This is a genomic window from Ancylobacter novellus DSM 506 (genome assembly GCF_000092925.1).
Lineage (GTDB): Bacteria > Pseudomonadota > Alphaproteobacteria > Rhizobiales > Xanthobacteraceae > Ancylobacter > Ancylobacter novellus.
Genome location: NC_014217.1, coordinates 4307941 through 4320641 on the forward strand (window position 1 = coordinate 4307941; position 12701 = coordinate 4320641).

Annotated in this window: 12 protein-coding genes; 2 read left to right on the forward strand and 10 right to left on the reverse strand. The window is 68.4% G+C overall.

Annotation, left to right across the window (positions count from 1 at the left end; genetic code table 11):
• Nucleotide 1 precedes the first annotated feature (1 nt).
• Complete coding sequence (locus tag SNOV_RS20285; protein ID WP_013168846.1) at nucleotides 2-724, reverse strand: SDR family oxidoreductase; 723 nt, start codon at nucleotides 722-724, stop codon at nucleotides 2-4.
• Nucleotides 725-903: 179 nt separating this feature from the next.
• Between SNOV_RS20285 and SNOV_RS20290 the strand changes: the two genes are divergently transcribed.
• Nucleotides 904-2037: a mandelate racemase/muconate lactonizing enzyme family protein gene (locus tag SNOV_RS20290; protein WP_013168847.1), complete on the forward strand. Its 1134-nt coding sequence runs from the start codon at nucleotides 904-906 to the stop codon at nucleotides 2035-2037.
• 15 nt (nucleotides 2038-2052) lie between these two features.
• On the opposite strand, the gene SNOV_RS20295 is transcribed toward SNOV_RS20290, so the two are convergent.
• From SNOV_RS20295 to SNOV_RS20335, 9 genes are all read right to left on the reverse strand, one after another.
• Entirely contained in the window at nucleotides 2053-3309 is a 1257-nt protein-coding gene (locus SNOV_RS20295; protein WP_013168848.1) for a porin, read from the reverse strand.
• Nucleotides 3310-3427: 118 nt separating this feature from the next.
• Nucleotides 3428-4117, reverse strand: a complete 690-nt coding sequence (locus SNOV_RS20300) for an aspartate/glutamate racemase family protein (protein WP_013168849.1) — start codon at nucleotides 4115-4117, stop codon at nucleotides 3428-3430.
• Complete coding sequence (gene otnC / locus SNOV_RS20305; RefSeq protein ID WP_013168850.1) at nucleotides 4114-4746, reverse strand: 3-oxo-tetronate 4-phosphate decarboxylase; 633 nt, start codon at nucleotides 4744-4746, stop codon at nucleotides 4114-4116. Before otnC ends, SNOV_RS20300 begins: the two co-directional genes overlap by 4 nt.
• An 11-nt stretch (nucleotides 4747-4757) precedes the next feature.
• The gene (gene otnK, locus SNOV_RS20310; RefSeq protein ID WP_013168851.1) at nucleotides 4758-6035 is read right to left on the reverse strand and encodes a 3-oxo-tetronate kinase; all 1278 of its coding nucleotides are present in this window, start codon (nucleotides 6033-6035) and stop codon (nucleotides 4758-4760) included.
• Nucleotides 6036-6064: 29 nt separating this feature from the next.
• Nucleotides 6065-7009 carry a 3-hydroxyacyl-CoA dehydrogenase gene (locus SNOV_RS20315; protein WP_013168852.1) on the reverse strand — a complete coding sequence of 315 codons (945 nt, stop codon included), beginning with the start codon at nucleotides 7007-7009 and terminating at the stop codon, nucleotides 6065-6067.
• 67 nt (nucleotides 7010-7076) lie between these two features.
• On the reverse strand, nucleotides 7077-7808 hold the full coding sequence (locus tag SNOV_RS20320) for an ABC transporter ATP-binding protein (protein ID WP_013168853.1): 732 nt from the start codon (nucleotides 7806-7808) through the stop codon (nucleotides 7077-7079).
• Nucleotides 7795-9549, reverse strand: coding sequence for a branched-chain amino acid ABC transporter ATP-binding protein/permease (locus tag SNOV_RS20325; protein ID WP_013168854.1), 1755 nt, complete (start codon nucleotides 9547-9549; stop codon nucleotides 7795-7797). The genes SNOV_RS20320 and SNOV_RS20325 overlap by 14 nt, the downstream gene beginning before the upstream one ends.
• A gap of 11 nt (nucleotides 9550-9560) precedes the next feature.
• A complete protein-coding gene (locus tag SNOV_RS20330; RefSeq protein ID WP_013168855.1) occupies nucleotides 9561-10436 on the reverse strand; it encodes a branched-chain amino acid ABC transporter permease in 876 nt (291 codons plus the stop codon).
• A 211-nt stretch (nucleotides 10437-10647) separates the two neighbouring features.
• Nucleotides 10648-11787, reverse strand: coding sequence for an ABC transporter substrate-binding protein (locus SNOV_RS20335; protein ID WP_013168856.1), 1140 nt, complete (start codon nucleotides 11785-11787; stop codon nucleotides 10648-10650).
• Nucleotides 11788-11953: 166 nt separating this feature from the next.
• Here SNOV_RS20335 and SNOV_RS20340 point away from each other — a divergent pair, with 166 nt between their 5' ends.
• Nucleotides 11954-12622: a GntR family transcriptional regulator gene (locus SNOV_RS20340; RefSeq protein ID WP_144296023.1), complete on the forward strand. Its 669-nt coding sequence runs from the start codon at nucleotides 11954-11956 to the stop codon at nucleotides 12620-12622.
• The last annotated feature ends 79 nt before the right edge of the window (nucleotides 12623-12701 follow it).

Here is a 12701-nt window from a genome sequence, read left to right on the forward strand (position 1 = left end):
GCTACATCGCCCAGCCGCCGTCGATGATGTGCGTCTGGCCGGTGGTGAAGGCCGCGCCGGCGAGATAGACGGCGAGGTCGGCGATCTCCGAGGGCTGGCCGATGCGGCCGATGGGCTGGCGGGCGATGAACTCGGTCCGCGCCTTGTCGTAGTCGCCGAGCGCGCGCAGCCGGTTCTGCAGCGAGGGGCTCTCCACCGTGCCGGGGCAGATGGCGTTGCAGCGGATTCCCTTGGCGACGTAGTCCGCCGCCACCGACTTGGTGAGGCCGATGACCGCCGCCTTGGTGGTGGCATAGGCGAAGCGGTTGGGCACGCCCTTGAGGCTGCTGGCGACCGAGGCGATGTTGATGATCGAGCCGTCGGCCCGCTCCAGCATGCCCGGCAGCACCGCGCGGATGGTGCGGTACATCGACTTCACGTTGAGCTGGAAGGCGAAATCCAGATCGTCCGAGGTGCAGTCGAGCACGGTGCCGGCATGCACGAAGCCGGCGCAATTGACGAGGATGTCGATGCGGCCGATCTCGCTCGTCAGCGCCGCGACCGCCTCATCGCTGAGCACGTCGAGCTTGCGGGTCTTCAGTCCGTCGAGCCCGGCCAGCGCCGCCTCGTTGACGTCCGTCGCCCAAACTTCGGCGCCCGCGCGCCCGAGCCCCTCGGCGATGGCTCGGCCGATGCCGTTGCCGGCCGCCGTCACCAGCGCCACGCGTCCCTGCAAACCCGCCACTCGTTCTCTCCCAGGATGTCGTTTTTGACGTCCCGCCGCGCAGGCGGGACGGGATGGTTTATCGCGTTGGGCGACTAGCTGCCAGCGCGATGCATTCCCTATGTCGATCGATTTTTCATATTATAATATGAAAAACTGGACGCTAGCGTGCAGAGCGCGTCGAGCGGAGGACAAGCGCCGTGAAGATAAGCCATATCCGAACCCATGTGCTCGAAGCCTCGCTCGCCGAGCCCTTCTCCTATTCGCGCGCCTGGTATTCGACCCGCACCTCGATGCTGGTCGAGATCGAGACCGACGAGGGCATCACCGGCTGGGGCGAGTGCTACGGTCCGGCGCGGATCAACGCCGCCATCGTCGAGGCCATGGCGCCGCTGCTGATCGGCCAGGACCCGCTGCGCACCGAATGGATCTGGCAGGACCTCTATGCCCGCTACCGCGACCACGGCCAGAAGGGCGTGATCATCCAGAGCATCAGCGGCATCGACATCGCCCTGTGGGACATCAAGGGCAAGTTCTTCGACCAGCCGATCCACCGGCTGATGGGCGGGCCGCTGCGCAGCGAGGTGAAGGCCTATGCCACCGGCCTCTACGGCCGTCGGCGCGAGGACCATGTCGACTATCTCGTCGAGGAAGCCCTCGACTATGTCGGGCAGGGCTTCCACGCGGTGAAGCTCAAGGTCGGCTACGGCGTCGAGCGCGACGCCCGCGCGGTGCGGGCCGTGCGCGAGGCTATCGGCCCGGATATCGGGCTGATGATCGACGCCAACCACGCCTATGACGCGGTCGCCGCCATCCGCCTCGGGCGGAAGATCGAGGAGTTCGACATAGGCTGGTTCGAGGAGCCGGTGCCGCCGGAGGACATCGCCGGCCATCTCAGGGTGCGCGAGGCGCTGGCCATGCCGATCGCCAGCGGCGAATGCGAGTTCACCCGTTACGGCGTGCGCGAGCTGCTCGCCCGCAACGCCATCGACATATTGCAGCCGGACACCTGCTCGGCCGGCGGCATCTCCGAAGTCAAGAAGATCGCCGACATGGCGATGGTCCACGGCATGCGCTGCCTGCCGCATGTGTGGGGCTCGGGCGTCGCTATGGCGGCCTCGTTGCAACTGCTTGCGGTGGTGCCGGCCTTCACCCCGCCCTCGCTCGCGCCGCTGGAGCCGATCCTCGAATTCGACCGCACCGAGCACCCGATCCGCCAGGCCATCCTGACGACCCCCATCGAGCACGAGGGCGGCGTGGTGCAGGTGCCGACCGGGCCGGGTCTGGGCGTCGAGATCGACCGCGCCGCGCTGGAGCGCTTCCGGGCGGCGTGAGGAGACGCAGCCCCTTCAGAACGTCGCGGCGACCAGCAGCAGCAGCTGATGGGCCTGCTGCGAGCGGACCGGCAGGCCGTCCTCCGTCAGGCGGAAATTCTCCGCCTGATAGAGGTTGTAGTCGTACTGCAGCGTGATCGCGAGCGGTGGCGCCGGGGTCCAGGTGAGGTTGGCGCCGACATTGACGTTGGCGATGCCGCTGGCGCCATAGGCCGCCTGCGCCACCGGATCGGCGATGTCGAAGGTGGCGTAGCCGCCGAACACCGCCGAATTCCAATCGTCGTTCCAGTTGTGCAGGTACTGGCCGACGACGCTCCAACCGCGCGTCTTCGAAAGGCTGCCGTCGACGCGCTGGAAGGCGTCGGGCGGGGAGAGGTCGCCGCTGGCGTCGATGATGCCGAGATAGGACACCGCTCCCTCGGCATAGGCGGCCTGGAGATAGAGCGTGTCGCCCGCCGCGATGGCCGGCAGGTTGAACATCACGCCGGCCTGCATTGCATAGCCCCAGTCGCTCGTCGCATTGGCGATGGTGTCGCCGTTGGGGCTGGCCGAGATCTGGTGCAGCGCGCCGGACAGCAGGAACTGCCCCCAGTCGCCGGACTGGCCGAAGGTGGCGACGATCTCCGGCAGCCGCGTGTCGGTGGAGAGCGCATCGGGATCGACGAGGTTCGGCGCGGAGGGCAGCACGCCCTCGTCGCGGGCAGTCGAATCCTCCAGCGACACTTGCGCGGCGAAGCCGTTCGGCAGATGCCAGGTGTAGCCGAGCACGGCGAGCTGGGTCTGGTCGCCGATGGTCGCCGGATCGGTGCCGAGCACGTCCTGGTTGGCGTAGAAGTCGAAGAAGGACTGGGTGAAGCCGAAGGTGAAGCCGGCGAACTCGATATGCATGTCCCAGGGCTGGAACTGCGCCTGCTCCGAGGTTTCCGACCACGGGTCGGCGGTGCGGTGGATCATGCGCAACTCTATATAGGAGCGCAGCGTGCCGTAATCCGTGGCGGTGCGGGCGTCGACCTCCAGCCCCAGGGTGGAGACCCAGTAGAGCGTGGCGTTCTGCGGCGGGTAGTCGGTATAGGTGTTGTAATAGGTCTCGGCCCAGAGATAGGAGCCGATTCTGAGGCAGGTGTCGGTGCCGACGACATAGACGAAGCCGGGGCCCTGCGCCTTGCAGGCCTTCTCATAGGCGGCGGTGCGGGCTGGCGGCTCGGCGGCGAGGGCGGGGACGGATGCCAGCACGCCCCCCATCGCAAGCAGCCCGATCAGTTGAACCCTCATGCACCCCCCGTGATCGCCGCCATGGGAGGTGCCGATCGCCGGTGCGGATATTACCGCCGGCTCCATGCAAACGGAATGTCCAAGGGACTACGCGGCTGGGGATGCGCGGCGACAGCGCCTACAACGCGACGTGATCCCGGTCCGCCAGCGCGGCGCGCATGTGCAGCACGCCGAGTTCGGGAGAGGTGAACACCGGCACTTTCGTCGCCCCGAGCCCGTCCAGCGCGCGGGCCATGGAGGCCTGCGCCAGCACGACGGCGTCGACCTTGCCGGCGACCGCCTCGAAGCCTTCGCGCACCAGCGCGTCATGGTCGGCGCGGTCGCCTTGCGCCAGCTTCTCGAAGGCGCCGGCGCAGAGATGGCTGGTGAGGGTGAGCGGGCGCCCGGCTTCGGCCGCATGGCGCTCGATCAGCGCCGCCGTCGGCTCCAGCGTGGTGGAGAGCGTCGCCAGCACGCCGATGCGGCGGCCCTGCTCCAGCGCCCTTATCGCCATGCCGTCATCGACGCGGAACAGCGGCACCGGGCAGAGCGGGCCGGTCGCGTCCACCGCCGGCCCGAGCGAGGAACAGGTGACCATGATGGCCTGCGCGCCCGCATCGACCGCCGACCACACATGCCCGGCGAGGCGGCGCATGGTGAGGCGCGACAGCGAACCCTCGCGGATGGTGTTCCGCAGCAGGCTCTCGTCGACCATGTTGAACGGCCGCCAGCCCGGCAGGTGCCTGGCCGCAAGCTCCTCGAACACCGGGATCAACCCCGGCACGGTGTGGATGAGCGCCAGCGAGCGGGGAGTGGAAGCAGCGGTCATTTCGGGAAGGCGGTGTTGAGCTCGTCGATCTGGGCCTGGGTCAGCAGGCGCGGGTTCTGGCCGCGCAGCAGGACGAGGAGCTTCGCCGTCTCCTCCAGCTCCTCGGCGGCATAGACGGCGGTCGTCAGGTCCTTGGCGGTGACCACCGGGCCGTGATTGGCCAGCAGCACGGCGGCGTGCTTGCCCTGCAATTCGCGGATCATCTCGCCCATGGCCGGCTCGCCCGGCCGCACATAGGGCAGCAGGCGCACCTGCCCGACGCGCATCACCACGTAAGGGGTCAGCGGGGCGATGCAGTCGTTCGCGTCGAGGTCCGGCAGGCAGGAGAGCGCGGTGGCATAGGTCGAGTGCAGATGCACCACCGCGCCGGTGCCCGGCCGCGTCTCGTAGAATGCCTGATGCAGGAACACCTCCTTGGACGGCTTGTCGCCGGAGATGTGCCTGCCCGAGCGGTCGAGCTTGGAGATGCGGTCGGCTTCCAGGAAGCCGAGGCAGGAATTGGTCGGCGTCATCAGGATCCCGTCATCGACGGCGACGCTGATATTGCCGGCCGAGCCGACCGAATAGCCGCGCTCGAACAGCGAGCGCGACAGGCGCACCAGAAGCTCACGCGTCGCCTGCTCGTCCATCGTCCGCTCCCTCACGCCGCTTTCGCCGAGATGGCGCCGAGCGCCTTCTCGAAGAAGTCGACGGCGCCGAAATTGCCGGACTTCAGCGCCATGCCCAGCCCGGTGCCGTCCTCGGTGACCAGCACCGGCACGCCGGGATCGATCTCCGGGCCGATGCGGAAGGAGGTGACGCCGAGCGCCGAGACCACGGCGCCCGAGGTCTCGCCGCCGCCGACCACGATGCGGCGCACGCCGGCATCGAACAGCGTCTTGGCCGCCTTGGCGAACAGGGCGTCGAGCTTGTGGGCCACCGCCTCGCGGCCGTAGCGTTCCTGTAGCGCCGCGACCTGCTCCGGCTTCGAGGAGGAATAGACCAGCGGCGCCTTGCCGGCATTGGCCTTGATGAAGGCGACGAGGTCGTCCGAGGTCAGCGTGCCGGCCATCACCTGCTCGACATCGATGGCGAGCACGGGATGATCAGCCGAATGCCGCTCGATCTGGCCGAGCGTGGCGCGCGAGCAGCTCCCCACGAGAACCGCCTCCGGCCCCTCGATGGCGTCGATCGCCGGCGCGCCGCCCTTGGCGAGGCCGGCCTTGATGAAGTTGCGCGGCAGGCCGAGCGCGATGCCCGATCCCCCGGTGAGGAACCGGGCGTCCTTGCAGGCTTCCGCGATGGTCAAGAGGTCGTCATTGCTGATGGCGTCGACGATGACGAGGCGCTCGCCGCGCCCGCCCGCCGCCGCCAGTGCTTCGCGCACGGCATCCGGGCCGCGGCGCACGATGCTCCAGTCGACGAGGCCGACGGCTTCCGTGGTCTGAAGCCGCAGCCAGCGGCGCAGGTCCGGGTCGGTCATCGGGTTGAGCGGGTGGTGCTCCATGCCCGATTCGTTCAGCAGCCGGTCGCCGACGAAGAGGTGGCCCTTGTAGATGGTGCGCCCGGCATCGGGGAACACCGAGCAGGCGATCACGCCCTTGACGCCGAGCCGCTTGGCGAGTGCCTCGCCGACCTGGCCGATATTGCCGTCGGGAGTGGAATCGAAGGTCGAGCAGTACTTGAAGATGATCTGCCGGCAGCCCTGCGCCAGCAGCCAGTCCAGCGCCGCCTGCGACTGCTCGACCGCCTCCTCGGCGGGGATGGAGCGGCTCTTCAGCGCGATGACGCAAGCCTCGACGTCGGCGGCGGCGTCGGTGGTCGGCACGCCGAGATATTGCACCGTGCGCAGCCCGCCTTCCGGCGCGACGCCCTTGGCGATCGTGTTGGCGATGTCGCTCGCCCCCGTGAAGTCGTCGGCGATCACTCCGAGCAGCATGTCTTCCACCCTCTCCCTGTCGCCTGTGGTCAGGCGTTTTCCTTCAGCACCTTGCGCTTGGCGGTCACCAGCGCGGCGAGGCAGCGGTCGCGCCAGGCCTTGCGGGCGTCGAGCCCATCGGCGGGCGTCTTGGCGCGGCGCTGCTTCTCGACGGTGGCGACCAGTGCCTCGCTCCACGGGCGCGGATCGGCCTGTTCCTTGGCGAGGTCGTAATACATCGGGCCGAGCTTGGCGCAATAGTCGGCGACGCCGCCCTGCGCGTTCAGGTCGATGGTCTCGAACGGGCCCATGAAGAACCAGCGCAGGCCGAGCCCTTCCGACATCGCCGCGTCGACGTCGGTCGCCGAGACCACGCCGTCCTCGACGAGGCGGAAGGCTTCCGCCAGCACCGCGCTCTGCAGCCGGTTGACGACGAAGCCGGCGATCTCGCGGTTGAGGCGGATCGGCACCTGGCCGACCGCACGCATCAGCGCATCCGTGCGCTCGACGACGGCGGGCGCGGTCCACGGCGCCGGGATGATCTCGACCAGCGGGATGAGGTGCGGCGGGTTGATCGGATGGGCGACGACGCAGCGCTCGCGGCCTTCGATCTCGCCGGTGAAGGAGGAGGCGGGGAAGCCGGAGGTGGAGGAGGCGATGATCGCGTCCGGTTTCACCAGGTTCGCCAGCTCCTTGTAGAGCGCCTGCTTGATCGGCAGCCGCTCCGGCGCGCTCTCCTGGATGTAGTCGGCGCCGCTCACCGCCTCCGCGAGGCTGGAGGCCGGCTTCAGGCGGGACAGGATGGTCTCGGGCGTCTCGCCGTTGAGCAGGCCCTGCGCGGCCAGCGCCGGTGCGGCGCCGCGCACGAAGTCCAGCGCCGCTTGAAGAGAGGCCGGCGAGGGATCGTAGAGCGTCACCTCATAGCCCGCGCGCGCGAAGACGAGACCCCAGGAGCCGCCGACGAGGCCGCAGCCGACAAGAGCGATTTTGGTCATTCCATTCCGTCCAAAGCAGGGTCGTAGAGAGTGGCCGGCGCGCCGCGAGGCCGCCGGCCGGGAGGGCTCACGCGGAGGCGGCGAGGCCGCCGAGATAGGCGGCGCGCACCTGGTCGTTGTTCCACAGTTCGTCCGGCTTGCCGGAGACCAGCAGCGAGCCGGCTTCCAGTACATAGCCGCGGTCGGCGACCGAGAGCGCCATGTTGGCGTTCTGCTCGACCAGCAGCACAGTGGTGCCGCGCTTGCGGATCTCGCCGATGATGCGGAACACCTGCTGCACGATCAGCGGGGCGAGGCCGAGCGAGGGCTCGTCGAGCAGAAGCAGCTTCGGCTTGGCCATCAGGCCGCGCGCCACCGCCACCATCTGCATCTGTCCGCCCGACAGGCTCCAGCAATAGGCGTGCTCGAGCCGCTTCAGGTCCGGGAAGAACTCGAACATGTCGTCGGCTTCGCGCTCCAGCTGGCCGCGCGAGACGCCCGCGCGGTTCGACGAGCCGAGCAGGATGTTGTCGCGCACGGTGAGGCCGGGGAACAGGCGGCGGCCCTCCGGCACATGGGCGAGGCCGAGCTTGGCGATGGCCTCGGTCTTCAGGCCGAGGATCGGCTGGCCGGCGAAGGTGATGGAGCCGCCGATATGCGGCACCAGCCCGGAGATGGAGCGCAGCGTCGTGCTCTTGCCGGCGCCGTTGGAGCCGAGCAGGGCGACGATCTCGCCTTCCTCGACGGTGAGGTCGAGGCCCTTGAGCACGTCGCCGGCATTGTAGCGTGCGGTGAGGCCCTTAATCTCAAGCAGCTTCATTGCGCGGCTCCCCCAGATAGGCGGCGATGACTTCGGGATGGGCGAGCACGGCGCGCGGCTCGCCATCGGCAATGCGCTTGCCGAAGTTCAGCACGGTGATGTGGTCGGCCACCTGCTCGATCAGCTTCATGTCGTGGTCGATGATGACGATGGTCAGGCCGTGGCCCTTCAGCCGCTTGAGCAGCGCCGCCATCTCGCCCTTCTCGGTGAGGTTGAGGCCGGCGGCCGGCTCGTCGAGCAGCAGGATTTCCGGCGAGCCGGCGAGCGCACGGGCGATCTCGACATAGCGCTGGTGGCCGTAGGGCAGGTCGCCCACCGGCAGGCCGGCGACGTCGCGCAGGCCGACGAAGTCGAGCGCGGCGAGCGCCCGCTCGCGGGTCGCCTGCGCGCCGGCGACATCGTTGCCGTCGCGCTCGGCGCCGATGGTGACGTTCTCCAGAACGGTGAGGCCGCGGAACACGCGGATGTTCTGGTAGGTGCGGCACATGCCGAGCTTGGCGCGCTCATGCGGGGCGAGCGCGGTGACATCGCGGCCGAGCAGCTTCACCCGGCCGGCGGTGGCGACATAGAGGCCGGTGATGACGTTGACCATGGTGGTCTTGCCCGAGCCGTTCGGCCCGATCAGCGCATGCACCGAGCCCTTGCGCACCGCCATGTCGACGCCGTCGAGCGCCTTCAGGCCGCCGAAGTGCTTGGCGAGGCCGGAGATGTCGAGGACGATCTCCTTCGACGCCTCGCCCTTGCGGCTGAGTAGCGGCAGCGGCGTGACCGGGCCGCCCTCGATCGGCGCCGCCTTGAAGAAGCGATCGGCGACGAGGCCCCACACGCCGCGCGGCAGGAAGATCATGATGGCGATCACCGCCGCGCCGTAGACGGCAAGGTACGCCTGGCGCAGGAAGCGCAGCCATTCCGGCAGCAGCACCAGGAGGATGGTGCCGAGCAGCGCGCCGACCGGCGACTGCACGCCGCCAAGCAGCGCCATGGTCAGCAGCACGATGGACTCGTTGAAGGTGAACTGGTCCGGGCTGATATAGGAGAAGGCACCGGCGAACAGGCCGCCGCCGAGGCCGCCCAGCGCCGCCGAGATGCCGAAGGCCACCGTCTTGGTGCGGAACACGTTGATGCCGCAGGTGGAGGCGGCGATCTCGTTGTCGCGCACCGCCTGCATGGCGCGGCCGAGCCGGCTCGCCTTGAGGCCGGCGGCGTAGAAGGTGACGCCGACCAGGAAGGCGAGGCAGAGCGCCAGATAGGACGAGCCGCCCGACAGGTCGATGGGGCCGAGCACCGGCCGTTCGACGCCGGAGATGCCGTCCGGGCCGCGGGTGAAGCTGATCCAGTTGGTCAGCACCATGGTGACGATCATCTGGAAGCCGATGGTCACCATGGCGAGGTAGTGGCCGCCGAGCCGCAGCGTGGCGAGGCCGAGGAAGATGCCGCCGATCGAGGTGACGACGACGCCGAGCGCCAGCGCCACGAAGAAGGGCAGGCCGTAATCGACCGTGCCGAGCGCGACGCAATAGGCGCCGAGCCCGAGGAAGGCGGCCTGGCACAGCGCGAGCTGGCCACAATAGCCGAGCACGATGACGACGCCGGCGACGGCGATGGCATAGGTCGCCGCCTGCATCATGATGTTGAGGTAGTAGCCCTGGGTGGGCGCGAAGAGGGCGACGGCGACCACCGCCGCGAGGGCGAGGATGCCGTAGAGGGCCGTGCGGCCGGTGGAGGAAGCGGTACGGGTCACTTTTGTCCTCCTCACGCCTTCTCGGCGATGCGTTCGCCGAACAGGCCCTGCGGGCGCACGAGCAGCACCGCGAGCAGCATCAGGAAGGCGAAGGCGTCCTTGTAGGGGACGGAGATGTAGGTGGCGCCCAGCGTCTCGACGATGCCGATGATCAGGCCGCCGCAGATGGCGCCGGGGATCGAGCCGAAGCCGCCGATGATGTTGGCGGCGAAGGCCTTGAGAGCGATCAGCGGGCCGATGCCGACCGAGACGAACAGGATCGGCGCGACGAGGATGCCGGCGAGGCCGCCGAGCGCGGCGCTGTAGGCGAAGGTGCCGAAGATCATGGCGATGACAGGAATGCCGAGCAGGCTCGCCATCTCCTTGTCCTGCGAGGTGGCCTGCAGCTTCTTGCCGACCATGGTCTTCTCGAAGATCAGGTACTGCAGGCCGACCAGCACCGCCGTGACCGCGATGATGGTCAGGTACTGGCTGTCCATGAACACGTTGCCGACCAGGAAGCCGGCGCCGTCGAACAGGCCGGGCAGCACTTCCGGGCTCGGCCCGTAGGTGGCGAGGATCAGGTTCGACAGCAGGATGGTGGCGCCGATGGTGCTGATGATCACCGGGATCTGCCCGCGGTCGCGCAGCGGCCAGTAGGTGATCGAGGCGAAGATGACGCCGAAGACCGCCATACACACCACGGCCAGGCCGAGCGAGACGAAATAGTTCAGCCCGAAGCCGGTGAGCAGGATCACCATGGCGTAGGCGCCCAGCATGGAGAACTCGCCCTGGGCGAAATTGACGACGTTCGCCGAGCGGATCAGCAGCACGAAGCCGAGGGCGACCATGGCATAGATGCTGCCGATGCCGATCCCTGTGAACAGAAGCTGTGGAAGCAGACTCATCGCCGGTCCTGCGCGCGAGAGAACAAGGTCTTCCTGCGGGCGCTCGGCGCCATGTGGCAGGAAGGCGGAGGTGCGATCAGGAGATCACGAAAGAGGCGGCCGCGCGGACGCGGCCGCTGAGTGACGTCACGAAGAGGGGCCGTGACGCGGAAGGAAGGGGGCGCGGGAGAAGCCGCGCCGCCATTACGTGTCGCCGATCACTTCTCGCAGATCACTTGTCGAAGGAGATGTGGCGCTCGAAGACGATCGTGCCCTTGTCGTTGCGGACGATGTTGTAGCCGCGCAGGCCGTCGCCGTTCTGGTCGAAATTGTAGGTGCCCTCGGCGCCCTTGAAGTCCTTGAGCGAAAGCAGCGCCTCGCGGACCTTGGCCGGCTCGGTGCTGCCCGCCTTCTTGACCGCCTCGGCGATCAGGCGGATCGAATCGTAGGTCCAGGCCGAGGTGTAGTCCGGCGGACGGCCGACCTTCTTGGAGAAGGCGTCGAAATAGACCTTCGCCTCGTCATTGGCGGCCGAGTTGTAGTCGGCGACCGCGAAGGTGCCGTGCAGAGCCGGGCCGGCGAGCTGCAGCGCGGTGGTCGAGGCGACCGAGGCCGAGCCGACCCACGGGGCGTTGATGCCGAACTGCTTGAACTGGCGCGCCAGCACGGCGACGTCGGTCTCGAGCGGGGTGTAGCTGGCGATGATGTCGGCGCCGGACTGGCGCACCGCCAGCACGATCGGCGTCATGTCGGCCTGGCTGTTGTTGAAGCCCTGCACCAGCACCGGCTCGATGCCGAGCGCCTTGAGCGAGGCGGTCAGCGCCTTGGCGCCGGCGGTGCCGAAGGCGTCGGTCGAGTGGACGATCGCCCACTTCTTCTTGCCGAGCGTGTTCACGCCGTAGTCGGCGATCACCTTGGCCGAGAAGGAATCGTTGGGGCGGGTGCGGAAGAACCAGGGATTGCCGTTCTGGGTCAGCGACGGGTCGGTGCCGCCGAAGAACACCGGGATGCCCGCACGCTTGGCGTCGGCGGAGATGGCGTTGACCTGCGTCGAGCGCAGCGAGGCCAGAACGGCGACGAGGTCGCCACGATTGATCAGGCGGGAAAAGGCCAGGACGATGCCGGGATTGGTGGTCTGGTCGTCTTCGATGACGAGCTCGAACTTGCGGCCGAGCGCGCCGCCCTCGGCGTTCACGCGCTCGATGCCGAGCTCGGCGCCGGCCTGCTGGAAGTGACCGACCTCGGCGGCGACGCCGGTGAGCGGGGCGGCCATGCCGATCTTGATCGTGTCCTCGGCGGCGGCGGGAACCAGCGAGCCGGCAAGCGCGGCGGCCGAGATCAGGCCGAGCGCGAAACGACGTGACAATGCCATAAAGACCTCCCAGATATGAATCCGATTTGATATCGGATTGTTCGGGGCGCACCATCGTCGCTAAAATGACACCGAGTCAAGAGGCCTTTTCGCTGTCTGGAATCGGTTTCGTTGACTTATGGAGCCGTTCCAGGACTATCTCCCCACGAGCATGAAGCCGGTGCCGATGAGCAGCACGTTCTCCATTCCCCGTCCCGTTCGGCTCGGCGCCGAGGTCTATGACTGGCTTCTCAAGAAGCTGATGTCGCTGGAGATCGAGCCCGGCGGGCGCATCAGCGTCGACAAGCTGGCGCGCGAGCTCGGCGTGTCGCAGACGCCGATCCGCGAGGCGCTCAGCCAGCTGGAGGCGCAGGGGCTGGTGGTGAAGATCCACTTGTCCGGCTACCGCGCCGCCTCGCAGCTCACCCGCAAGCAGTTCGACGATCTGTGCGAGCTGCGGCTGCTGCTGGAGCCCGCCGCGGCGGCGCGGGCGGCGGTGCGGATGTCGGAGGACGAGCTCGGCGCGCTGCGCACGCTGGCGGCGGACATGGAGGAGCCGGTGCCGGGCGACCCGCTGGCGGCCTACAACGCCTTCGCCCAGCAGGATGCGCGGTTCCACGGCGAGGTGGCGCGGGCGAGCGGCAACGCGCTGCTGCACGACATCGTCACCCACCAGCGGGTGCACCTGCACCTGTTCCGGCTGCGCTTCTATACCCGCGTCACCCAGGACGCGATCGTCGAGCATGCGCGGATCATCGAGGCCTTCCGCCAGCGCGACCCGGAAGCCGCCGCGGCGGCGATGCGCTCGCATATCGAGAAGGCGCACGCCCGCTTCAAGGACGTCTTCGACAGCTGAGGGGGGCGGCGGCGGCCCCGCTCCTCACCTCGTCATCCCGGCCGTAGCGTAGCGGAGAGCCGGGATCGCTCTCCATTCG

Excerpts from the sequence above, each read along its gene's own strand:
- SNOV_RS20340 (WP_144296023.1), top strand. The coding sequence starts at position 11,954 with ATGAGCAGCACGTTCTCCATTCCCCGTCCCGTTCGGCTCGGCGCCGAG.
- SNOV_RS20295 (WP_013168848.1), bottom strand. The coding sequence starts at position 3,309 with ATGAGGGTTCAACTGATCGGGCTGCTTGCGATGGGGGGCGTGCTGGCA.
- otnK (WP_013168851.1), bottom strand. The coding sequence starts at position 6,035 with ATGCTGCTCGGAGTGATCGCCGACGACTTCACGGGGGCGAGCGACATC.
- otnC (WP_013168850.1), bottom strand. The coding sequence starts at position 4,746 with ATGGACGAGCAGGCGACGCGTGAGCTTCTGGTGCGCCTGTCGCGCTCG.
- SNOV_RS20330 (WP_013168855.1), bottom strand. The coding sequence starts at position 10,436 with ATGAGTCTGCTTCCACAGCTTCTGTTCACAGGGATCGGCATCGGCAGC.
- SNOV_RS20335 (WP_013168856.1), bottom strand. The coding sequence starts at position 11,787 with ATGGCATTGTCACGTCGTTTCGCGCTCGGCCTGATCTCGGCCGCCGCG.
- SNOV_RS20315 (WP_013168852.1), bottom strand. The coding sequence starts at position 7,009 with ATGACCAAAATCGCTCTTGTCGGCTGCGGCCTCGTCGGCGGCTCCTGG.
- SNOV_RS20300 (WP_013168849.1), bottom strand. The coding sequence starts at position 4,117 with ATGACCGCTGCTTCCACTCCCCGCTCGCTGGCGCTCATCCACACCGTG.
- SNOV_RS20320 (WP_013168853.1), bottom strand. The coding sequence starts at position 7,808 with ATGAAGCTGCTTGAGATTAAGGGCCTCACCGCACGCTACAATGCCGGC.